Here is a 23,950-nt window from a genome sequence, read left to right as displayed (position 1 = left end):
CAGTTCATGGAAGCGCTATTTAACATTTTTTAGCAAAGATGTTACCAACGGCCAGATGCACCGCCACCACCAAAATCACCACCGCCGAAACCGCCAAATCCACCGCCCGATCCACCACCGAATCCGCCGCCACCACTTCGCCCGCCACCGCCGCCAAGGCCACTCAGCAATGTCCACCAAAACACATCAGAAGCACCGCGCCCATTCATGACACGCCGGCCACCGCCACCACCGCCGCCGCGATTCGAGAAAATAACGATCAAGATAATCACAATAATGATCACAAACATAACAGATCCCGAGCCCTTTCCTTTTGGTTGCTTTGGATCAGCTTTGTATTCACCCTTGGTATAGGATATTAAGGAACTGGTCGCGTCATCCACTCCCTTGTAATAATCTCTTTGACGAAATGCAGGCTTAATATCATTCTCGATAATGCGATAGGCAATCGCGTCGGGAACAGCTCCCTCTATCCCATATCCAGTCTGAATGGTCACTGCGCGATCCCCAAGTGCGACCAACAATAAAATACCGTTGTTATATTTTTTATTGCCAATTCCCCATTTCTTCGCTAATTGTACTGCGTAATCAGAAATATCATAGCCTCCCGTAGAATTCATCATAACTACCGCGATTTGCGTGGATGTAGAATCCTCAAAGGCCAGTAGCTTTTGTTCCAGTAATTGCTTTTGATTCGCTGTCAACGTATTGGTATAATCATTGACAAGTCTGTTTGATGCTTCTGGGAAATCTTGGCCCAATACTGAGGCTATCGACAACGTGCAAAGCAATATTGCCATAGCAGGTATTCGAATCAGGGAAAATAATTTCAATACAAATTTCATCCTATTATTTTTTTGTCCGCCTTAAGCAATTCTTCGTGCTTCTATAGGCAATCGGTAAACCTCGAAGTTTCGCGGCTATTTATATTTATTCATTTATTCCACAAGCAGTAGCTGCGTTGCTGTTGCCTGCTAATTGACGATTAACGATCCCCAAACACGACATCATTGGGCAGTTCATTGATATCATCATGCTCTCGGGGGAAGAATTTTGCCAACTGTTTGCCCGCATGTTCGATCCCTCTAACCAAGCCCTCAACAATACGATCCTCCCTAAACTCAGCCACCATCAGATCTTTGGTACTGTTCCAAAAATCACTTTCCACGCGCTGGTGGATTCCTTTATCTCCAATAATGGAAAACTTGTGATCTTCCAACGCGATATAAATAAGGACACCGTTTTTCAATACTGTTTTATGCATGCCTAATTTGGAAAAATAATAAGTTGCGCGATCATGTACCTCATCGGGGCAATGATTTTCTACTACCACACGAATTTCACCGGAAGTCTCATTTTCGGCCACATTAATGGCGTGGACGATTTTGTCTTGTTCTTCAGAATTTAAAGCCATAATCTATATATATATGTGTATTCTTTGACGAGTCACCAAAGGGTTGATCAATGTCCAAAAAATATTTCTTAATTAAAAAACGAAAAAAAATGGATGATGAGCTTCTACGAAAGCCGCATCATCCATCATCCCATTCATTGCTGTCAATTTGCTTAGAATGATACCGTTGGTGCTTTATCCGAACCTGGGGCAGCAGTAAATGTACCTTTTGCCTTAAATCCAAACATGCCGGCCATTAAATTGTTGGGAAAGCTACGTACTGTTGTGTTATATTGCTGTACAGCTTCATTATAGGCTCTACGTTCTGTCGAAATACGATTTTCAGTACCTTCTAATTGCGCTTGAAGTTCCAAAAAGTTTTGGTTCGCCTTCAAGTCAGGATAAGCTTCAACAGAAGCCAAAAGGCGACTCAATGAGCCACTGAACTCGTCTTGAACTTTTTGAAATTTAGCGATATTTTCTTCAGACAGATCATCAGCATTAATCGTTACAGAGGTTGCTTTAGCTCTTGCCTCGACAACTGCGGTCAAGGTACTTTCTTCATGCTTTGCTGCCCCTTTTACGGTATTGACCAAATTCGGAACAAGATCCGCACGACGTTGATACGCATTTTCAACTTGCGCCCATTTTCCTTTAACATTCTCATCCTGCGAGACCATTGTATTATAGCCGCAGGAGTTTAAGGATACTAATGCAAATAAACCACATAGGGCGACCAAAAATCTTTTAATTTTCATTGTTCAAAGAATTAAATACTATTCAAATTATACGGTTACACTATCAAAGCATATACCAAGCTCTTACTAAGATAAGAATATTTTTATTTCCAAATCTTCAAATAGTCAATATTCATTAACTTTGTATCGGTTTTGGGATAAAAACCCAGCCCCTTATACTATGCAAAAAGAAATCGAAATTGCGATACCACCTGAAAAAATGGAGGATGAACACTATATTCTACAACAAGGTATAAAAACCCTACGCGTTCAACCCCAGCAAATCAAAGGATACAAAATCAGAAAACGTTCAATTGATGCCCGCAGTAGGCAGGTAGTCTACCGGACCCGCATTATTTACTACATCGATGAACTGCCTATCCCTGAAATCTACGAAAATAATTTCAAGTCGGTCAAAGATGGAAAATCGGTTATCATTGTAGGCGCAGGGCCTGCTGGTATATTTGCTGCGATCCGTTGCATCGAACGTGGCCTCAAACCAATTGTCATTGAGCGTGGTAAGAAAGTACAGGACCGTAGACGTGATCTTGCGAAGCTGAACCGTGAAGGCATTGTGAATCCCGAATCGAATTACTGCTTTGGTGAAGGTGGCGCAGGGACATACTCGGATGGAAAACTATATACACGTTCCAATAAAAGGGGGGATGTAGACAAAGTGCTTAAGCTTTTCGTCTCTCATGGTGCCACCACAGATATTCTGGTCAATGCCCGACCACACATTGGCACAAACAAACTACCGCATATTATTGAAGCCATGCGCGACAGTATCCTTGAGTTTGGTGGTGAATTTCACTTTGACCAGCGCGTGGACGACATTTTAGAATCTTTTGGGCAAGTTCGTGGCGTCAAGTTAGCCAGTGGCGAACACATCAAAGCCAATCACGTTATCGTAGCGACAGGGCACTCTGCTCGCGATATTTTCGAGCTTTTCTACCGTAATAATTGGCTGATTGAAGCAAAACCATTTGCTTTAGGAGTGCGCATCGAGCATCCACAGACAATTATTGATCAGGCACAGTACCACTGTCAGGTTAGAAGCGAGCATTTGCCGCCCGCCTATTACAGCTTGGTGGAACAGGTTAATGATCGTGGTGTATTTTCTTTCTGCATGTGCCCTGGAGGGGTCATTGCTCCCTGTGCAACTGATTTAAACGAAATTGTTGTCAATGGATGGTCACCATCTAAACGAAATAACCCGCACGCTAATTCAGGCACTGTTATCCAGATAAACCTAGCGGATGTTGCCGACGCACAAACGGATCCGTTTGCATTACTCAATTTTCAGAAGGAGATTGAACGAAAAGCTTTTTCGATAGGCGGTGGGAATCTGGTCGCTCCAGCACAACGCATGGTTGATTTCGTCGAAGGACGAGTGTCTTTCGACCTACCAGAGAATTCTTACAAACCCGGAACAGCCTCTGCAGACCTAACCGAAGTATTGCCGTCTTTTGTTCACAAAGCATTACAAGGTGCCTTGCCTATCTTTGGCAAAAAGATGAAAGGTTATTACACCAATGAAGCTATTTTAGTTGGGGTCGAATCCCGTACGTCTTCACCGATCCGTATTCCTAGAAATAAAGAAGATTTACAACATCCTCAGGTCAAGGGACTTTATCCGTGTGGTGAGGGTGCTGGTTATGCCGGAGGTATCATTTCCGCTGCAATAGATGGAATTAATTGCGTTGATGCGATCGATTTAAGTTAACATTTTTGCTTTTTCTCTTGCAGAATACGAATGAATGCGTTATTTTTGTAGCATCAACGCGAAAGTAGCTCAGTTGGTAGAGCACAACCTTGCCAAGGTTGGGGTCGCGAGTTCGAATCTCGTCTTTCGCTCTAAAAAAGCTTCCAAAATTTGGAAGCTTTTTGCATTTAATAATAGTCTCCTTTCCCTTCTATTTACATCCGGTAACGCTTTATCGTTTCTCTCCTTGCCAAATTTGAGTTTAAAATTTACGAAAGAAGTATTAGCACAACTTCGACCAGATACCAAAGAAAGTATAAATTTCAATTATGATTCTATTTAGGGAAGAAAGACCTAAAGGGGATCAGGTTCTACACTTCCTCGGTGCTTCTTCGGTACTTGCTCGGTGCTTCTTCGGTTACAAGCGAACAACTAACGTTAAAGCTCCGACTAAGATCCGTTGTAACACCGTGAGAAGGGCGAATTTGGTTCCCATGCATCCTACCATATATACCCCGCGATGTACAACATCTTTCGGGCATTTCTTCCCAATACAATTAGAAGCTCTTCCATCCAACTAAGAGCAACAAAAAGAAAAATGTCTATTGATATAATGACTATGATTCCATCGGTCGCATAGAAAAAACATGGCGTCTACTTCATTAGTAAACGCCATATTTTAAAAGCGATATAATCCAATATGGATTTAATTTGTTCTCAGGCTTTCCTCTACAAGCTCTTCAACATATTTCCGAACAACTTCGTTAGAGAAACGTGTGGTTACATCAAATGCAAAGGCATGAACCAACAGGATACGCGCAGATTCTTCACCAATACCTCTTGCTCTTAGATAAAAAAGTGCTTCGTTGTCAAACTGACCAATCGTACATCCATGCGAACATTTTACGTCATCTGCAAAGATCTCCAATTGTGGTTTAGTGTACACCGCTGAATTATCTGACATCAACATGTTATTGTTTTGTTGAAAAGCATTGGTTTTTTGAGCATCTTCGCGAACAAAAATTTTCCCATTGAAAACCGCAACGGATTTATCCTGCGTAATATTCTTATACCATTCGTAAGACTCGCAGTGCGGCTTAAGATGATCTACAACGGTATGATTATCGACCAATTGATCTCCAGCAGTTAAGTTAATGCCATATAAATGGCTTTCCACATTTTCTGCATCCAAACGTACATTGATATTGTTACGAATAAATGGTGCTCCGGGGAAATTACAATTGTAATTATTATAAAGGCTATATTTTTCTTGGTGTACTTCTGTATGATTAAAGTACCGGCTTACAGATCCAGCGAGTTGCAAATAATAATGCTGCATCTTTGCATTCTCTTTGACGATAATCTCAGAAACCTTGTTTTGAACGTTATTTGCAGTACCTTCTGCAGTGATGAAGCTTTCGATCAACTCTAGCTCTGCATTTGGTTCGACAACAATCAAATTACGCGTTTGTGCAAAGAAATCCTCCTTGCCTGTTGCGACATGAATAATCTGAATTGGTTTATCAATTATGGCGCCTTTCTTTACATGGATAAAAACACCATTCGTGAAAGCAGCGGTATTTAACGCAACCATAATATTGTCTGACTTATCGGCATATTTGGCAAAATGCGCTTCAAAAGCAGGGTCCGACACGGCTTCATCCATAGGAACAACCGAAAGTCCTTTCACACTTTCTAGTTCGCTTACTGCCAATACATATTGGCCATTTACCAAGATAATGCGATAGGCATCCAGCTTAGGGATCTCACCAGCACCAAAATCTAAGCCTTCGATATCCACATCAACATCAAGCGCATAGGTCTTATTGATAATACTGTGGATGTTTGTATATTTCCATTCTTCATTCTTAACGGTGGGAAAGCCTGCTGCTTCGAAACGTTCGAATGCAAGTTGACGGGCTTGTACAAAAAACGAAGGTTCGTCCGAAACGCCTTGCTCCTTGTATGCTCCCAACACTTGTTGAAGTAATGATTCTGAAACTAATGTACTCATGTTATATTTTAATCAAATCGCCAAAATTCTCTTCTAATCCTAATAATTCAGGTAAAAGATTAGGCGTTTTGTGCATCATATTCTTTTAACCAATCGTATCCTTTTTCTTCAAGTTCCAAAGCCAATTCTTTAGGTCCTGATTTCACAATGCGCCCATTATACAGTACGTGAACAAAATCTGGAACGATATAATCCAACAAACGTTGGTAGTGTGTAATAACAATGAAAGCATTGTCTTTGGAGCGCAATTGATTCACCCCATTTGCAACGATACGAAGTGCATCGATATCCAAACCAGAATCGGTCTCATCCAAAATAGACAATTTTGGATTTAACATGGCCAATTGAAAAATCTCGTTACGCTTTTTCTCACCGCCGGAAAACCCTTCGTTTAAAGAACGGTTAGCTAAATTAGCTGAAAACTCTACTAATTTTTGCTTGTCTTTAACCAGCTGTAAAAATTCCTTTGCTTCCATAGGAGGAAGCCCTTTGTATTCGCGGATATCATTTACAGCTGTTTTCAAGAAATTGATATTCGATACACCCGGAATTTCAATAGGGTATTGAAAAGCCAAGAACAGCCCTTCACGTGCACGATCCTCGGGTGAAAGATCCAATAAATCTATACCATCCAATAATGCCGAGCCTTCACTTACTTCATACGATTCACGTCCCGCCAATACATTGCCCAAAGTACTTTTACCAGCACCATTAGGCCCCATAATCGCGTGAATTTCTCCCGCTTTTACTTCTAGGTTTAACCCTTTTAATATTTGTTTGTCTTCTACAGACGCATGTAAATTTTTAATGCTTAACATTTTATTCGTATTGAGTATGGTGCAATGCAGTGTTATAAAACTACATTTCCAATGATTTTTTATCTATCCTACTGAACCTTCTAATGAAATTGCCAATAATTTCTGAGCCTCTACCGCAAACTCCATCGGCAACTGATTTAATACTTCCTTCGCATAACCATTGACAATTAGACCAACAGCTTTTTCTGAATCTATACCACGCTGATTCAAATAGAATACTTGGTCTTCACCAATTTTAGAAGTAGTCGCTTCATGCTCTAACTTAGCCGTCTTATTTCTATTTTCGATATAAGGGAACGTATGCGCTCCGCATTTATCACCAATCAATAAGGAATCACATTGTGTAAAATTACGCGAGTTGTCTGCATTCGGCCCGATCTTTACCAAACCTCTATAACTGTTGTGGCTCTTACCGGCAGAGATACCTTTAGAGACAATTTTAGATTTTGTGTTCTTACCCAAATGAATCATTTTCGTACCTGTATCGGCCACCTGATAATTGCGCGTCATGGCCACAGAGTAAAATTCGCCAATCGAATTATTACCTTTTAAAATCACCCCCGGATATTTCCATGTAATTGCAGAACCAGTTTCCACCTGAGTCCAGGAAATTTTACTGTTGTCCCCTTTACAGATTCCACGTTTAGTCACAAAATTATAAATCCCGCCTTTTCCATCTTTATCACCAGGATACCAGTTCTGTACTGTTGAATATTTAATCTCGGCATCGCGTTCTGCAATCAGTTCAACGACCGCAGCATGCAGTTGATTTTCATCACGCATAGGCGCTGTACACCCCTCCAAATAAGACACATAAGCTCCTTCATCTGCAACGATCAACGTACGCTCAAATTGTCCCGTATTTTGTGCATTGATACGGAAATAGGTCGATAATTCCATCGGACATCTCACTCCTTTTGGGACATAAACAAATGAACCATCGGAGAAAACAGCAGAATTCAAGGCCGCATAGATATTATCGGTCTGCGGGACAACTGTGCCTAAATATTTTTTCACCAACTCTGGATGCTCTTGCACAGCTTCACCAAACGAACAAAAGATGACCCCTTGTTCTTTTAACTTCTCACGAAATGTTGTTTTGACGGAAACGGAGTCAAAGACAGCATCTACGGCAACAACACCAGCTAATATTTTCTGCTCGTCCAAAGGAATCCCTAATTTTTCAAAAGTAGCAATCAACTCAGGATCAACTTCATCTATTGAATTCAGCTGTGGTTTTGCTTTAGGAGCGGCGTAGTAAGAAATCTCTTGAAAATCAATTTCAGGAGCTTTAAAGTTCTGCCAAGTAGGCATTTTCAACGTCAAAAAATGACGGAAAGCTTTTAATCGCCACTCCAATAACCATTCAGGCTCATTCTTTTTTGCCGAAATAAAACGCACCGTATCCTCACTAAGGCCTTTGGCTGCAATTTCCATTTCGATATCTGTCGTGAACCCGTATTTATATTCTTCGAGCTCTAGCTCTTTTAACAAATCGTCGTCTTTAGTACTCATATTGCGCTCTCACGGTTTAACTAATTTGGGAGGGCTTCACCTCCCCACCTATCGAACTGCAAAGTTACAATTTCAAAGCCAATAAAACAGCATTTTATACGGCTATACGCTGGTATTTTTAATAAAAAATGATATTTGTCACTCTATTTAATTAAAATGAACACATTTCAAACGATTATGACAGTCAAATGATTTTTCATCAATTAAAGCTATAAATACACATCAATGATATAGCTAAAATCTATTAATCGTCAATAATTTCGTATATTTTTAAATTTCCAAATTTAATTTTGTATATTTACAAATAGTATTGATTATTAAGACTTAAGATATGCCCTTTGCACCGGACAAAACAGATTTAAAAATTCTTAAACTATTACAAGAGAATGGTCGTATAACTAATTTGCAGCTCGCTTCCAGCATTGGACTTTCTCCCGCTCCAACATTAGAACGTGTGCGAAAGCTGGAAAATTCAGGCTTCATCAAAAGTTATCATGCATTTGTAGACGAAGAGAAGCTAGGTCTTGGAATCAAATCGTTCATCCAAATTTCACTCGACTTCCATACGCACAATGCGATACCGGAATTTGTTGCCGCAGTAAAAATGATACCTGAAGTAACCGAGTGCCACCACGTTACAGGAAATTGCGATTTCATTCTCAAAGTTTACGTGAAAGATATCAAAGCTTACGAAGGTGTTATTATGGAAAAAATATCCAAAATACCTTTTGTAAAGACATTCCAAACCATGATGATTATGTCTACAAGCAAAAAAGAGCCTATTATTCCTTTGGAATATTAAGTGGTATATGAATTATTAGGCAAATACACCTAGTCTCTATCAAAAACATCTTTACCGGCAGCTTACCTTTAGAGAACATTTACTCTTTCCGGCGAACGCCGGCGATGGTATAATAAACTTCTCGCAAAATTTAAACCAGGCGCCAATCAATTGGAGTTTTACCCTGCGCAACCAAGTATTGGTTTGCTTTTGAAAAGTGTTTGCTGCCAAAAAAACCGCGATAAACAGATAAGGGTGAGGGGTGTACCGCCGTTAGGATAAGGTGTTTTTTCGCATCAATAAGCACATTTTTCTTTTGGGCATAACTTCCCCATAATAGAAATACTACGTGATCGCAATGCTCCGAAATGGCGTGAATAATGCTGTCTGTAAAAATCTCCCAACCTTTCTTTTGATGGGATGCTGCGCGATGTGCTTCTACGGTCAATGTCGCATTCAATAGCAGCACTCCTTGTTTGGCCCAAGAAGTCAAATTGCCAGATTGTGGCTCAACAAAACCAGGTATGTCATCTTGCAATTCCTTGAAAATATTTTTTAAGGACGGCGGCACCGCAATTCCTTCCGGAACAGAAAAAGATAGACCATGCGCCTGTCCGTCATTATGGTAAGGATCCTGTCCTAAAATGACAACTTTCACTTGATCCAGTGGTGTGAGTTTAAAAGCATTCATGACAAGACCTGCCGGTGGAAACACTTTCTTTTGTCGACGCTCCCCTTGTACAAAAGTAGACAACTGTTTCATATAGGGTTGGGCGAACAACGGCTTTAACACAGGCGCCCAAGAATCATCATATTGCTTTTCCATAATTCAAACATAGATAAAGTTCAATACAAAGGCAAATTTATCCGCCCCCCTCCTTTCTCTTTCGATATGCGAAACTAGTTTAAGGGCCGCTGACTTCTATAAAAATACATTTTTACAAAATAACCACCTGAACAAGTTGCTTAAACGGTGAAATTAACGGATATTTGCAAGATTAAATTGAATAAAAATATTTTAAACAAAGATTTATGTCAAATCTCGTTAGAATCATTATTTGCAGTGCATTGCTTATCGGAACAGTTGCCTTATTCTGGACTGGGAACTGGGGCTGGGGAATATTAGGTATTTTCGTCACGATTTTAGGCTTCGTTACTGTATTTTTCCATGAATATATGCTGATTGCGCAATGGCATATGCGTAAACAAAATATGGTCGCAGCAGAAAAATGGCTAGGAAAAATCACCAACTACGAAAAGCAATTGATTCCACAACAGCACGGTTACTACAATATGCTGATTGGGCTGATCGAATCACAACGTGCACCCATGCAATCTGAAAAATATTTTAAGAAAGCATTGGCTCTGGGTTTACATATGGACCATAATATTGCTTTAGCAAAATTAAGCCTAGCCGGGGTAGCAATGGCAAAACGCAATAAGCGTGAAGCAGAAAAACTTCTTCAAGAAGCGAAAAAAGCAGATAAAAACAAATTATTGGCGGACCAGATCAAAATGATGAAAGATCAGATGGGCATGATGGACAGGCAGCAGATCCGATATAATCGATAATATTGACCAAATAAAAAAGCTTCAAAGTTATAACTTCGAAGCTTTTTTTTAAACGATACCTCAATCAACTAATTCTTTAATGGAATAGGAACATCCAAAAACTCGCCTTCTTCTGTACTGCTCTCTAACACCAGCTTGATCATAAGCGGCTTATCCGTTTTCTTCCAATCCTTAACAACCACCTGTATATCCACAGGCTTATCTTCTTCTAATAAATAATGCAGATAATTCTGTCTATCCTCGAACTTAACTAAAACATTGCCCATTTGGATCCTTGAAAAAAAATGGGACTGTTTTTTCTGATCCAACACTTGCGTGGAAAAGGTATTCATTTTATATTCCCTCGGATCAGTACTGTACGATATAGCAAATAGATTAACCACCAATTCTTTCTTAGATTCATCTACATAATACCCCTTGACATCAAACTGAATATCGTCAACAACCAGCAACGAATCTGCAGACTGCGCATGTACTATTGTGCCACCAAGGAAAAGTATGAAGATGGACATATATCGAACAAAAACATTCATATCATATATACTTAAAAAAGCCACGAAAACCGTAGCTTTGACAATTATTGTATTATTATTTTAAAATTATGCCCGTAAGCGATCCGCAGATCGGATTAACTTTTCATCTTTTCGCACGCCTCCCATGGCTAACGCACAGAAAATAATCGAAATTGGCAATAAAAAGAATCCTACTCCGATATTTCCAGCACCCAAAAATTGGCTTACTGTAGCTAAATGGGTACTTGCAGATGAATATAACCATATTGCAAATAATATAATCGCCACGATCTCTACCCAGATAAGCAAAAGTTGAACTTTACGTTTTTTAAACTTAAATATCGTAAATATCGGAAGCCCTCCTAATAAAACGGTTGCTACAGTCTGAAGGATATACCCAAATCCCCCTTCATGTACAGACTGGCCTGCAGCCACACCATACACGCCAGTTACTTTTACATTTTTCCCTAACCCCACTAAATCGCTATAATTAACATAGGGAAATAGAAACAAGCCAAATATGACTAATCCTGCTATCAGCAAATAAACAGTTTGGATACGTTGAATCATAGTTTAATTTTTGTACAGCAACAAACTTAGATAAATTGATCTTTATATGCAATATAATTGCTTCCGAAAAAACAATCAACTTTATAGCTCTTTAAATAGAAAAACAATCAAACCAACATTTTGTTGCAATTTTTTACCGGATACCAAAGAGCATCTTTTTAGAAAGCTTTATCTTTGCGAAAAAAAACATGTTATATATATACGGTGCAACTGCCCACGCAAAAACTGCAGTCGATGTAGCAGAAGACCTCTCGATTGATATTGGTGGCCTTATCGACAAATCGCTGCTCATTGAAGATGTATTCGATTATGAGGTTCAACTTCATCATCAAGTTAAAGAAACGGAAGAAGAGTTCTTTATTGCAGTCAAAAATCCGGGTCTTCGCCAACGGATTGTATCGGAAAATGCTGGATGGAACTACAAGACGCTCATCCATCCGAAAGCTTTCGTATCGAAGAGGGCAGAAATTGGAGAAGGTACCATTATCCTTCCTGGCGCTTCTGTCGCCCCTGATGTGCAGATAGGCGACCACTGCGTTATCTCGGGCTCTGCTGTTATCGAATGTAATACCATTATTGAAGATTTCGTTAATATCGGACCAAATGTTTCAATTGGATCAAATGTTCTTGTAGGACGGGGTTCCGAAATTAAAGCAAATACACGTATTGAAGATGAAGAAACTATTCCTAAAGAGAGTATTATTGCTTAATTAAATTCCTGCGGAATGAAATTGCAAGTCGTATAGTTTCTTATAGTAACCATCAAAAGATAACAATTCCTGATGTGTTCCGATTTCTTTTATTTCGCCTTTATCCAACACAATAATCTTGTCCGCCTTCTGAATGGTGGACAAGCGGTGAGCAATGACAATTGATGTTCTTCCCTTCATTAAATTGTCAATTGCATGCTGGATTAGCTCTTCCGTTTCGGTATCCACCGAAGAGGTCGCTTCATCCAAGATAAGAATCCGGGGATCGTGCACCAGCGCCCGTATAAAAGAAATCAACTGTGCCTGTCCAGCAGACAAAGTTGCACCCCGTTCTTTCACATCATAATCATAGCCCCCGGGCAGCCGCATAATAAAATTATGCGCTCCTACTTCCTTCGCGGCTGCGATTACCTGCTCCCTAGAAATCGTTGGATCACCGAGCGTAATATTGTTGAGAACACTATCCGAAAAAAGGAATACATCCTGCAATACCGTTGCTATTGTATTTCTCAAATAATCAAGGTCATAATCGCGGATATTACGGCCGTCCAACAGAATTTCACCTTTATTAATTTCATAAAACCGGCTCAAAATGTTGATCGTCGAAGACTTTCCGGCACCAGTAGCTCCCACTAAAGCCAAAGTCTCCCCTGGATTGACATTGAAGTTCACATCTTTCAGCACCCAGTTTTCTTCATTATAGGCAAACCAAACGTGCTTAAAAACAATTTCCCCGTTGATATGACGGGGTTTCAAGGTTCCTAAATTTGGTGTCTTTTCGTCAGTGTCCAGGACTTCAAAGATGCGTTCAGCACTCACCATCCCCATTTGAAGGGTATTAAACTTATCTATAAGCTCCCGAATGGGTCTAAAGATCATATTGATATACATGATAAAAGCGACCACGACACCAGGAGAGATCACATCCCCCATAATCTGCTTGGAACCGAACCAGACCAATAACCCCAAGGCAATTGCCATGATAATTTCCAAAACAGGAAAAAAGATGGAGAAGTACCAATTCGTCCGGATATGTGCATTTCGATGTTGTGCATTAATCTCCTTAAACTTATCCATTTCTTGCTTTTCGCGCGCAAAATACTGGATAATACCGACTCCCGTAATGTGTTCTTGTAGAAAAGTATTTAAGTTGGAAACCCATTTTCTCACATCAATAAAAGCAGACTTCATTGCCTCTTTAAACACATAAGTCGCGCCCACCATCAAAGGCATTGGAATTAAAACAATCAATGTCAGTTTCCAGTCGGAGTAAAACATGACAACCAGAATAACAACCAGCTGCAATAAATCACCAATAATCTGGATCAACCCTTCAGAAAAAATATTTGAAAGGGTTTCCAGATCAGAGATGGTACGTGTAATCAATTTTCCCAATGCCGTACGATCAAAATATTTCAGCCTGAGTTGTACGATGTGATTAAATACCTGAATTCGAATATCGCGAATTACGGACTGCCCAAGGGTATTCGTCATTAGGGTATGATAATAACGGATCAAAGTCTGTAGGATGACCAGGGCCAACATCGCTATCAACATAAAAGATAATCCGCTTGTATCGAAGTTTAAGATATAGTTATCCAGTGTGTGCTGAATTAGCATGGGCAAAGCGGGCGCCACAGCGGCTAACAATATCGTTAGAACGACCGATATCCAAAATGTGACATGATACGGCCGCATATAGCGACTCATGCGCTTTACCAAATTGATATCGTAGGTTTTACCAGTTATTTTATCTTGACTCACGTTAAATTCTATATCTATTAAATACTATAAATAAGGATATGCTACTTCTGTTAAATACAAGCCATGTGCCGGCACGGAAACGCCAGCTTTCCCTCGGTTCTTGCTATGAATTACCTCCTGCATAAACGAAATTGGCTTGCCTTTTATTCCAATTTCCAACGATGTGCCCACAATAGCACGTACCATATTACGCAAAAAACGATCTGCTGCAATGTGAAAAACCAATTGTTGCTCACTATGCCATACCCACTCTGCTCTACGAATATCGCAAATATTTGTAAACACCTGCGTATGAGACTTACTAAAGCATTCGAAATCTTGCTTACCCAGTAAGAATTGTGCCGCTTCATTCATCTTTTCTACATCCGGGCGATCGCGCATAAAACATGAATAGGGATATAGGAAAGGATCTTTATGAAAATGAAGATGGTACTCATATGATCTTTGTGTCGCATCAAAGCGTGCATGCGCTTCAGGCCCCACTTCAATCAAGCGCTTTACTGCCACATCAAAAGGCAATAAGGCGTTAAGTGAATGAATAAATCGATCTGCTTTTTGCAAAATGCCTACAGGAACAGCATCAAAATGTGCATACAATTGTTTCGCATGAACACCGGTATCTGTGCGGCCAGCACCAGTTGTTTCGATGGGTTCCCGCAATAGGATTTCAAGCGCATTATTCAGTACTTCTTGCACGGAAATTGCATTATTCTGAATCTGCCAACCATGATAAGCCTGCCCAAAATAGGCTATTTCTAAAAAAAAACGTCTTTTATCCATTATATGTAACAAAGGTACGTTTTTCCAAATGAGCATCATTTCTCCGTAGAACGAATTTGCTCATTTTACTCATTATTTAATTCTTACATGACAAAACTGTTTGTTTTGCACTTCCTTTTTACTCAAATTTGCCTGATGGGTAATTTGGTATTCAGCGGCACCAAAGCCACAGTAAACACCTACTATCTTCGCCATGCGACCACGGTAAGTCCACCGTGAGTCCACGTTGAGTCCACCTTTTAAAGTACATTCAATGCGGGAGCACCATGGTCGCAATATGGTCGCACGCCAAACTTATCCCCTAGTTGTGCATAACACAAAGCTAAAAAGACTATAGTAATTCGACTAAATTTTCAAACGCCATGCCCCTTGAGGCTTTCAGTAAAACCGTGCTGTTCATTACTGGCGTGTCACGGATGGCTTGTTTTGCTTCGGCAGTAGTTTCATAAAACTCTCCCCCCTTGTATTGATGCACAAAAAACTCTTTTCCAACAAAGATCTTACGATCAGCTGGGATAGATCTTACGTTTTCGACAATTTTTTTATGCTCTTCAAAAGATTCTTCTCCCAATTCGAACATATCTCCCAATACAATTGCTTTCTTATCCGCATCAATAATACGGATATTATCTAGTGCAGCGGACATGCTCGTTGCATTTGCATTATAATAATCGCAGATCAGTGTATTGTGTGCAGTTTTCATCACCTGAGAACGATTGTTCGTTGGGGTGTACCCTTCAATCCCCCGATTGATGGCAGCAGCAGAAATGTCAAAATGCAACCCTACAGCAATAGCAGCTAGAAAATTTTCGGTATTATAAGATCCTGTTAATTGGGTATTTACTACATAAGAGTTGGTCGTACCCTTCTTTTGCCATTCAATTTGCAACAGAGGATTTGCTTTAAGAAGCTTCCCTATGACCTGATTATTTTCCGAAAAACCATAAGTAACAATATCGGTTATCTGGCGGGCGGCAGCCATTTCCTTGAGATGTGGATTATCCGCCTGCAAAAATAATACACCTTGATGGTCCTGCAACCAGTCGTACAGTTCGCCTTTGGTTGTCTTTACACCTTCAAAAGATCCAAAACCCTCGAGATGTGCTTTACCAACGTTAGAAATCAAACCATGTGTCGGTTCGGCAATTCCACATAAAAAAGCAATTTCTTTCAAATGATTTGCTCCCATTTCTATAATTGCCAGTTCGATCGAATCGTCTATTGCTAATAAAGTTAACGGAACTCCAATGTGGTTATTTAAATTTCCTTTCGTTGCATATGCCTTGAACTTTTGTGAAACCACCGCATATAACAGCTCTTTGGTTGTAGTTTTTCCATTCGTACCAGTCACGCCAATAATGGGAATATGCAATTGATGCCGGTGATAATTCGCAAGCTGCTGCAATGTACTAAGAACATCATCAACAAGAATATAACTTTCATCTTTTTGGTAAATATCTTCGTCAATAACAACATATTTGGCGCCCATTTCAATCGCGTTTTCTGCGAAAGTATTGCCATTGAAATTAGCCCCTTTTAAAGCGAAAAAGATACTATCTTTTCCAATTTTACGTGTATCTGTTGTAATATTCGGATACTGTTTATAAATCTGATAGAGTGATTGGATATCCATGTTGAGCAATTTGTTGAACAAACTTAGAGAAATTGCTTTTTATATGCAATACAATTATCTTTCGTCTAAACAATTTAGCATCTAACACCTTTCCGCAAACGTGACCGATAACGTTTGCGCATTTATTTTGAGGGATTTTCTTTAACGAAGGCTTTAATATTGGTAATTTCATTGACCAATTAAACAATCTGGAATGCGAGCAACTATACTTTCTCTTTTTTTTATCCCTTTTTTTCTTTTTGCTGTGGACGTAAAGAGTTATGACTTTACCGTGGCCGCGGATGGTACTGGAGATTTCACCACGGTTCAAGACGCCATCAATGCTGTCCCTGATTTTCGAAAAAAGGAGACTAAAATATTTATCAAAAATGGAACCTATCGCGAAAAAATCATTGTGCCGGGAAGTAAGCAGTTTGTCACCTTGATTGGTGAAGATAAATTTCGAACGGTTATCAGTCATGATGATTACGCACAAAAGAAAAATCGTTTTGGCGAAGAAATGGGTACCTCTGGCTCTGCAACATTCTATTGTTATGGCGATGACTTTACAGCTATAAACCTTTCTTTTGAGAACGTATCTGGCCCGGTGGGGCAGGCTGTTGCAGCCTGGATAGCAGGCGATTGCAACCTGTTTCTCCATTGTCGCTTCTTGGGTTTTCAAGACACCTTGTATACCTATGGGAAAGGTGCGAGGCAGTTTTATTTTCAATGCTATATCGAAGGAACGGTGGATTTTATATTTGGCGCGTCCACAGCTTGGTTCGAGGACTGCGAACTACATTGCAAAAACAGCGGATATATTACCGCCGCCGCAACTCCAGAGCAAGCAGACTTTGGCTATATTTTTAACAACTGCAAGGTAACTGGAAATAAAGACACAAAGAGTTTCTACTTAGGTCGGCCTTGGCGGCCTTATGCCAAAGTAATCTTCATGAATTGTAACCTACCAGAATTTATAGAAAGCAAAGGGTGGCACAACTGGGGAAAGGAATCGAACGAAAAGACAGCCTATTTTGCAGAATATAACAGTAAAGGAGCAGGTTCCATGTCACAAAGTCGTGTCAAATGGAGTCATATCCTAACTGATGGAGAAGTAAAAAACTTTACTATTCAGCATATTTTCAAGGATTGGACGCCAAATCTCTCATTCGATAGCGTAAGTGATGGCCGGTAACGATTGCATAAGTTTTTCATCTAAGTTACGAACAAAGAATGTACAATTGCTTTTGCAAATAACCGTTTTTAAACCAAAATGTAAAAAAATGACTCCGTTTAAAAGGTACTATTCCCGTACATTACAATTCGCACTCGGTTTGCTTCTTATGCTGCCACAGATTGGCATGTCACAAGAACCGGCTCGTCCAATTATACAGCAGGTCGAATTTAAAAAAGACACTTTAAATATTAGTAATTATGGAGCCAAAGGAAATGGTCAATTTCTGAATACGGCGACTATTAACCAAGCCATACGCACGTGTAGTGAGCGTGGTGGGGGCGTGGTATTGATCCCTGCAGGGATTTGGCTAACAGGCCCTATTGAGATGCAGAGTAATGTAAATCTACACCTTAAACGAGATGCAGTCTTGCTATTTACAAAGGATTTTGATCAGTACAAACTTGTTGAATCAAATTGGGAAGGAGAGCCAGCATGGCGGAATCAAAACCCAATATCGGGTAAAAATCTAAGCAATATTGCTATTACAGGTGATGGTATTATTGATGGAAGCGGCGATGCTTGGCGGATGGTCAAAAAAAGCAAACTCACAAGCTCTCAATGGAAAAACCTTGTAGCATCTGGCGGGACAGTCGATAGCGATGCAGCAATATGGTACCCCTCGGAAAGTTCTCTTAGAGGTTCAAAACAAAAGAAGGCGGGCGTAATCCGTCCGGGTACGACCGCCGAAGACTTCAAAGATGTTAAAGATTTTTTACGTCCCAATCTTTTGGTATTTACAAATTGTAAAAAAGTATTAATAGAAGGGGTTACAATCCAAAACTCCCCAGCCTGGAATATACATCCCCTTTTATGTGAAGACCTTACCTTACGTAAAGTATCTGTCCGCAACCCTTGGTATGGCCAGAATGGGGATGGTGTAGATGTTGAATCTTGTAAGAACGTCCTCATTGAAGATTGCACTTTCGATGTTGGTGATGACGGCATTTGTATTAAGTCCGGCCGCGATAAGGCGGGGCGAGAACGGGGTAAACCAACAGAAAATGTCATTATCCGCAACAGTGTTGTTTATCACGCTCATGGGGGCTTTGTGATTGGCAGTGAGATGAGTGGCGGAGCTCGCAATATATGGGTTGAAGACTGTTCATTTATTGGTACTGACATTGGACTTCGTTTCAAAACAACAAGGGGCAGAGGTGGAATTGTTGAAAATATATTTATCAATAATATCAATATGGTTGATATCCCTGGTGAAGCGATTTTATTCGATATGTATTATGCTGCTGTAGATCCGGTACCGCTTGCTGGAGAAAAGAGACCGGCGATAAAATCAGTCAACATTCCAGTCACAGAAGAGACACCACAATTCAAGAATTTCTATATCAAAAATATTGTAGCTAAGGGAGCTTCAAAAGGTATTTTCTTCCGAGGTCTTCCTGAAATGCACATTCAGAATATCTGGATTGAGCATGCAACACTGCAGGCAAATAAAGGAATTGAAATCATTGAAGCTTCGCAAATCAATCTTAAAAACATTGTATTAAAAACACAGCAAAGTAATCCTCTCATTATTATTGAAAACAGCAGCGGCATACATTTGGACAATATCCAAGCACTGGATGCTCCTGAGCTGTATGTCCAAGTATCTGGCGATAAAAGTGACAATATACGACTAACAAAATCCAATACTTCCTCGGCTAAAGTTGTCAGTCAATTTATTGCAGGAAGTACAGAAAAGTCCTTAACAATTAAAAATTAGGAATGTGATGAGAAAGTTATTTTTATTTTTTTTAGTCCTGCCGATGTTTATTCCATTCGCAGGATTTGGACAACAGAAACCTCTTTCTGAACAAATGGCCAACACAGTACTTGAAAAACTCTATCCAGATTCTTTATTTAATAAGACGGACAAGTTTCCAAAATGGTCGTACGATATGGGGGTTATTTTTGAAGGCTTAACAGCGGTATGGCGCAATACAGGAAATGCAGATTATTTTAACTATATGCAATCCCGCATGGATGCTTACCTGAGTATACCTGATTCTATTAAAAATTATGATGTCAAAGACTTCAATATTGACAATATCAAAAACGGCACAACCCTATTAATGCTATATAAAGTAACAGGCAAAGAAAAATATCTTCAGGCATGCCATCGGTTATATGCACAACTTCAAAAACATCCACGTACTCACGAGGGCGGTTTTTGGCATAAGAAGATTTATCCTTATCAGATGTGGTTAGATGGCCTTTACATGGCCCAGCCCTTCTATGCTGAATACGCTAGCCTTATGAATATTCCATCCGCTTTTGATGATATCGCAAACCAATTTGTTTACATGGAAAAAAATGCCCGTGATCCAAAAACTGGGCTTTTGTATCATGGTTGGGACGAATCAAAGAAGGAACGCTGGTCCGATCCAAAAACAGGTCTATCACCACATTTTTGGGCCCGCGGTATGGGCTGGTATGTAATGGCTCTGGTAGACGTATTGGATTATTTTCCGGAAGATCACCCGCGCAGACAGGAACTGATCGCAATCTTAGATCGAACCCTATCAGCCGTTGTTAAATACCAGGACACCAAAACTGGTGTTTGGTACGATATTGTGGATTTGGGAACGAGAAAGGGAAATTATTTAGAGTCTTCAGCTTCCAGTATGTTCGTATTTGGATTAGCGAAATCATTACGTAAGGGGTATATTCGAACATCGTTTCAGAAGTATTTGGATCGGGGCTATCAAGGGATCGTAAAGGAATTTATTAGCGTTGCTGGAGATAACCGTGTAGACCTCAACAAAACGGTGCAGGTTTCTGGTTTAGGCGGAAAAAAATATCGCGACGGTAGTTTTGCATATTACATGAGTGAACCCGTTGTTACTAACGATCCAAAAGGTATTGGTGCCTTTATCCTTGCCGCATCAGAAGTTGAATTTGCGCAGGGAAAAAAAGGCAAAAAACAACATGTCGTCACACTGGATAATTATTTCAACAATGAGTATAAAAAGACGGCATCAGGTGAGCTTAAACCCTATCACTACCTTTGGGATGGTGATGACAACAACGGTTTTTCCTTATTGGGCAGGATATTTGAAAAAAATGGAGGGAAGTTAAATACTTTAAAGACAGCACCTACATTAAATAATCTCTTGAAATCCAATATTTACATTATTGTGGATCCTGACACAGAGAAAGAAACCGAAAAGCCGCATTTTATGAACGAAACCCATGCACAGCAGATTGCTCAATGGGTGGACAGGGGGGGCGTACTTGTTCTTTTCTTAAATGATAGCGGTAATTGTGAGATTAAGAAATTCAATATGCTTGCGCAAAAGTTCGGCATTACATTCAATGAAGATAGCCGTAATAGCGTAAAAGGAAATGAATTTCAAACAGGCGCAATACCTATCCCGAAAGGTAATATCGTATTTCCAAATACATCCAAAATATATATCAAGGAGATTTCAACATTACAGGTAAAATCTCCCGCTCAGGCATTGATTCAAGACCATGGTGACACGATCATTGCTACAGCAAAATATGGAAAAGGAACGGTATTTGCCATCGGAGATCCCTGGTTGTATAACGAGTATACAGACGGGCGGAAGTTACCGAAAGAATACGAAAATTTTACTGCGGCCAATGATTTAGTACAGTGGTTATTTAAACAGGTCAATAAATAAGGACTATGAAAAGAATCGCTATTGTAAGTTCCATCGCGGCTTTCTTATTGGGTAGCCCATACGTTGCACAAGGCCTCGCTGCCAAAGATTCACTTGCAGAGAAGATGCTTGTATATCAGCTAACAAATGGTGCCTGGCCTAAGCAGTTGGCCGACAAAAGCGTCGTCGACTATAAGCTTCCACTTACAAAAGAGCTGCTTCGAAAGATCAAAAAAACGGATATTAATCATGCCACGCTCGACAATGGTGCGACAACCCGGGAAATAAATGGGTTAATAAACGCTTTTAAGGAGACAAGGAACGACGTTTACCTGAAGGCTGCTGAAAAAGGCATTTCATATCTCCTATCAGCTCAATATGACAACGGAGGGTTCCCACAGTATTATCCCAATAAATCGCTTTATAGAGCTGAGATCACCTACAATGATAATGCGATGATCAATGCATTGATGGTTCTACACCATGTGGCCAATAAGCAGCCTGGTTTTGACGCTGTTAATCCTACCTTTATATCCAAAGCTCAACACGCCATAGCGAAGGGCATAGCATGTATTCTAAAAACTCAGGTCATCCAAGACGGAGAGCGGAGTATATGGGCTGCCCAATACGATGAGCAAACATTAATACCTGCCCAAGCCCGAAAATTCGAACCCCCTTCATTGAGTACCAGTGAATCGGTTGCTATCGTCCGTTTTTTAATGCTGCAGCCTGTAACGCCCGAGATTCAACAGGCCATTGAACAGGCAATAAATTGGTTTCAACGAAATGATATCGAAGGTTACCGTTTTGATCACGTTAAAAATACGTTGACAGGCAAGAGTGAACGTAAACTTATCGCTGATAGTTCGTCCACGATATGGGCCAGATTTTATCATCTAAAGGACAACCGTCCACTTTTTGGTGATCGAGATAATACGGTCAAATACCGTTTCGATGAAGTATCCGAAGAACGGAGAAATGGATATGCATGGTTTGGAAATTGGCCCGAAAAACTTATACAAAAAGATTATCCAAAGTGGAAAAAACAACATCACATTCAATAAATAAAAATAGCATCACATGTTACTAACGCAACATACTATACAAACGATTAATGCTGATCTGGTGCACAAGCCCACAGCAATTTCTTTCTCCTATCCGGAAAAGATCCTACAATTTGGTACGGGTGTATTGCTCAGGGGTCTACCTGACTATTTTGTTCATAAGGCCAATCAGCAGAACTTGTTCCAAGGAAGAGTGTTGGTTGTGAAGTCGACCGCATCCGCTGGCGCCGATGCCTTCGAACAGCAGAATAGTTTATATACATTATGTATCAAAGGTATAGAAGACGGGATGGAAGTTGCTCATTACGAAATCAACAATGCTATTTCTCGAGTGCTATCTGCAAATCAGCATTGGGAAGAAATATTGAAAAGCGCAGAAAATCCAGATCTTGAAATTGTCTTTTCCAACACAACGGAGGTTGGTATTACCATGAGCGACGACAACGTCAATGCAATGCCGCCGCCCTCTTTTCCAGGTAAACTTCTCGCCGTTCTATACCGGAGATTTGTCTATTTTAATGGCGACACAAACAAGGGTTTAACTATAGTTCCTACCGAATTGATTACCGAAAACGGGAGTAAACTAAAATCTATTATCACGGCGCTGGCGAAACTTAACGAGTTACCCGATTCATTTATGGATTGGCTTGACACCGCCAACGATTTCTGCAACACCTTAGTCGACCGTATCGTTCCTGGAACGCTCCCCTTAACAGCGTATGCGAAAACCTGCGAGCTATTAGGTTATGAGGATCAATTGATGATTATGGCAGAACCCTTTCGCTTGTGGGCAATCGAATCATTGTCTGAGCGTGTGAATCAACGTCTTTCTTTCGCTTTAGCAGACTCCAATGTATTATTGGTTCCGTCGATTGAAAAATACAAGGAAATCAAGCTTAGACTGCTCAATGGGACACATACATTGAGTTGTGCTCTTGCACTTCTTTCAGGCTTCAATACGGTAAAAGAAGCGATGAAAAATTACGCTTTCCATCAATTTGTCAGTTTCTTAATGCGCGATGAAATCGGTCCAGCTATCGTAAGCGAAACTATCTCCGTTTCAGATATTAACGATTTTTCATCCAAAGTGATTGATCGCTTCGCTAATCCACATCTTGAACACAAATGGGAATCCATTGCTTTGAATTACAGTTCAAAAATGGCCATGCGGAATATCCCTTTATTAAAAAAATGGTATGCGAAGCATCATGAAGCACCGCAGCTTTTTGCGCTTGGTTTTGCAGCCTATCTTTATTTGTTAAAATCCGAGCAGAAAGATGATCATTATATCCGTGTAATCAATGGGCATACCATCGAGCTTCAAGATGAGTTGGCTCCAAAAATATACGCCGCATGGGCGAATCAGGATCAGATTGTGCATACCCTACTTTCTGCAATAGACCTATGGGGTGAAGATTTAACGGAATTTGCACGTTTTGAAGAAACAGTTAAAGAAAAATTACAACTGATCGCTGAAAAAGGAGCATTAAAAGCAATTGAGCTTTCATTAGCCTTTGATAATAAGAAAGTATAACAAGTTACCCCA

21 protein-coding genes and 1 tRNA gene are annotated in these 23,950 nt (G+C 40.1%); 10 read left to right on the top strand and 12 right to left on the bottom strand.

The window, feature by feature from the left end; genetic code table 11:
- Positions 1-41 precede the first annotated feature (41 nt).
- From J2X77_RS17735 to J2X77_RS17725, 3 genes are all read right to left on the bottom strand, one after another.
- Positions 42-845, bottom strand: coding sequence for a YgcG family protein (locus J2X77_RS17735; RefSeq protein WP_209578384.1), 804 nt, complete (start codon positions 843-845; stop codon positions 42-44).
- A 140-nt stretch (positions 846-985) separates the two neighbouring features.
- The gene (locus tag J2X77_RS17730) at positions 986-1,414 is read right to left on the bottom strand and encodes a TPM domain-containing protein (RefSeq protein WP_209578383.1); all 429 of its coding nucleotides are present in this window, start codon (positions 1,412-1,414) and stop codon (positions 986-988) included.
- A 152-nt stretch (positions 1,415-1,566) separates the two neighbouring features.
- Positions 1,567-2,145, bottom strand: a complete 579-nt coding sequence (locus tag J2X77_RS17725) for a LemA family protein (RefSeq protein WP_209578555.1) — start codon at positions 2,143-2,145, stop codon at positions 1,567-1,569.
- 166 nt (positions 2,146-2,311) lie between these two features.
- On the opposite strand from J2X77_RS17725, the gene J2X77_RS17720 reads away from it, so the two are divergent.
- Both J2X77_RS17720 and J2X77_RS17715 read left to right on the top strand, forming a co-directional pair.
- Positions 2,312-3,856 (top strand): NAD(P)/FAD-dependent oxidoreductase, encoded by a 1,545-nt coding sequence (locus J2X77_RS17720; RefSeq protein ID WP_209578381.1) that lies wholly within the window; start codon positions 2,312-2,314, stop codon positions 3,854-3,856.
- A gap of 58 nt (positions 3,857-3,914) precedes the next feature.
- Positions 3,915-3,987: transfer RNA gene (locus J2X77_RS17715), tRNA-Gly, on the top strand.
- 554 nt (positions 3,988-4,541) lie between these two features.
- Here J2X77_RS17715 and sufD read toward each other — a convergent pair.
- The 3 genes from sufD to sufB form a co-directional block, all read right to left on the bottom strand.
- Positions 4,542-5,849, bottom strand: coding sequence for a Fe-S cluster assembly protein SufD (gene sufD / locus J2X77_RS17710; protein ID WP_209578379.1), 1,308 nt, complete (start codon positions 5,847-5,849; stop codon positions 4,542-4,544).
- A 59-nt stretch (positions 5,850-5,908) separates the two neighbouring features.
- The gene (gene sufC, locus J2X77_RS17705; protein ID WP_209578377.1) at positions 5,909-6,667 is read right to left on the bottom strand and encodes a Fe-S cluster assembly ATPase SufC; all 759 of its coding nucleotides are present in this window, start codon (positions 6,665-6,667) and stop codon (positions 5,909-5,911) included.
- 63 nt (positions 6,668-6,730) lie between these two features.
- Positions 6,731-8,182, bottom strand: a complete 1,452-nt coding sequence (sufB, locus tag J2X77_RS17700; protein ID WP_209578376.1) for a Fe-S cluster assembly protein SufB — start codon at positions 8,180-8,182, stop codon at positions 6,731-6,733.
- Positions 8,183-8,513: 331 nt separating this feature from the next.
- Between sufB and J2X77_RS17695 the strand changes: the two genes are divergently transcribed.
- Positions 8,514-8,984, top strand: a complete 471-nt coding sequence (locus J2X77_RS17695) for an Lrp/AsnC family transcriptional regulator (RefSeq protein ID WP_046673117.1) — start codon at positions 8,514-8,516, stop codon at positions 8,982-8,984.
- Positions 8,985-9,114: 130 nt separating this feature from the next.
- Here J2X77_RS17695 and ung read toward each other — a convergent pair whose 3' ends face one another.
- Positions 9,115-9,789 (bottom strand): uracil-DNA glycosylase, encoded by a 675-nt coding sequence (ung, locus tag J2X77_RS17690; RefSeq protein ID WP_209578374.1) that lies wholly within the window; start codon positions 9,787-9,789, stop codon positions 9,115-9,117.
- 206 nt (positions 9,790-9,995) lie between these two features.
- Here ung and J2X77_RS17685 point away from each other — a divergent pair, with 206 nt between their 5' ends.
- Positions 9,996-10,535 carry a DUF2892 domain-containing protein gene (locus tag J2X77_RS17685; protein WP_209578373.1) on the top strand — a complete coding sequence of 180 codons (540 nt, stop codon included), beginning with the start codon at positions 9,996-9,998 and terminating at the stop codon, positions 10,533-10,535.
- A 68-nt stretch (positions 10,536-10,603) separates the two neighbouring features.
- On the opposite strand, the gene J2X77_RS17680 is transcribed toward J2X77_RS17685, so the two are convergent.
- Complete coding sequence (locus J2X77_RS17680) at positions 10,604-11,068, bottom strand: hypothetical protein (RefSeq protein ID WP_209578371.1); 465 nt, start codon at positions 11,066-11,068, stop codon at positions 10,604-10,606.
- Positions 11,069-11,134: 66 nt separating this feature from the next.
- The gene (locus J2X77_RS17675; protein WP_209578370.1) at positions 11,135-11,617 is read right to left on the bottom strand and encodes a DUF4293 domain-containing protein; all 483 of its coding nucleotides are present in this window, start codon (positions 11,615-11,617) and stop codon (positions 11,135-11,137) included.
- A 188-nt stretch (positions 11,618-11,805) separates the two neighbouring features.
- Here J2X77_RS17675 and J2X77_RS17670 point away from each other — a divergent pair, with 188 nt between their 5' ends.
- Complete coding sequence (locus tag J2X77_RS17670; RefSeq protein WP_209578369.1) at positions 11,806-12,327, top strand: hypothetical protein; 522 nt, start codon at positions 11,806-11,808, stop codon at positions 12,325-12,327.
- Here the strand turns inward: J2X77_RS17670 and J2X77_RS17665 are convergent, their stop codons facing one another.
- The 3 genes from J2X77_RS17665 to murF form a co-directional block, all read right to left on the bottom strand.
- Complete coding sequence (locus tag J2X77_RS17665; protein ID WP_209578367.1) at positions 12,328-14,091, bottom strand: ABC transporter ATP-binding protein; 1,764 nt, start codon at positions 14,089-14,091, stop codon at positions 12,328-12,330. It lies immediately after the preceding gene.
- A 24-nt stretch (positions 14,092-14,115) separates the two neighbouring features.
- Complete coding sequence (gene truA / locus J2X77_RS17660) at positions 14,116-14,871, bottom strand: tRNA pseudouridine(38-40) synthase TruA (RefSeq protein WP_209578365.1); 756 nt, start codon at positions 14,869-14,871, stop codon at positions 14,116-14,118.
- Between the two features lie 331 nt (positions 14,872-15,202).
- The gene (gene murF / locus J2X77_RS17655) at positions 15,203-16,504 is read right to left on the bottom strand and encodes a UDP-N-acetylmuramoyl-tripeptide--D-alanyl-D-alanine ligase (protein WP_209578363.1); all 1,302 of its coding nucleotides are present in this window, start codon (positions 16,502-16,504) and stop codon (positions 15,203-15,205) included.
- Between the two features lie 193 nt (positions 16,505-16,697).
- Here murF and J2X77_RS17650 point away from each other — a divergent pair, with 193 nt between their 5' ends.
- The 5 genes from J2X77_RS17650 to J2X77_RS17630 all read left to right on the top strand — a co-directional run bounded on the left by J2X77_RS17650 (position 16,698) and on the right by J2X77_RS17630 (position 23,938).
- Positions 16,698-17,678 carry a pectinesterase family protein gene (locus J2X77_RS17650; RefSeq protein ID WP_209578361.1) on the top strand — a complete coding sequence of 327 codons (981 nt, stop codon included), beginning with the start codon at positions 16,698-16,700 and terminating at the stop codon, positions 17,676-17,678.
- Positions 17,679-17,766: 88 nt separating this feature from the next.
- Entirely contained in the window at positions 17,767-19,437 is a 1,671-nt protein-coding gene (locus tag J2X77_RS17645; RefSeq protein WP_209578360.1) for a glycoside hydrolase family 28 protein, read from the top strand.
- Positions 19,438-19,444: 7 nt separating this feature from the next.
- Complete coding sequence (locus J2X77_RS17640; RefSeq protein WP_209578358.1) at positions 19,445-21,361, top strand: glycoside hydrolase family 88 protein; 1,917 nt, start codon at positions 19,445-19,447, stop codon at positions 21,359-21,361.
- Positions 21,362-21,366: 5 nt separating this feature from the next.
- Positions 21,367-22,404 carry a pectate lyase gene (pelA, locus tag J2X77_RS17635; RefSeq protein ID WP_209578356.1) on the top strand — a complete coding sequence of 346 codons (1,038 nt, stop codon included), beginning with the start codon at positions 21,367-21,369 and terminating at the stop codon, positions 22,402-22,404.
- 16 nt (positions 22,405-22,420) lie between these two features.
- Positions 22,421-23,938, top strand: coding sequence for a tagaturonate reductase (locus J2X77_RS17630; RefSeq protein ID WP_209578354.1), 1,518 nt, complete (start codon positions 22,421-22,423; stop codon positions 23,936-23,938).
- Positions 23,939-23,950: the final 12 nt, after the last annotated feature.

The sequence above is a fragment of the Sphingobacterium sp. 2149 genome, assembly GCF_031455655.1.
In the GTDB taxonomy this organism is placed as follows: domain Bacteria; phylum Bacteroidota; class Bacteroidia; order Sphingobacteriales; family Sphingobacteriaceae; genus Sphingobacterium.
This window is presented reverse-complemented; position numbering and strand designations above follow the sequence as displayed.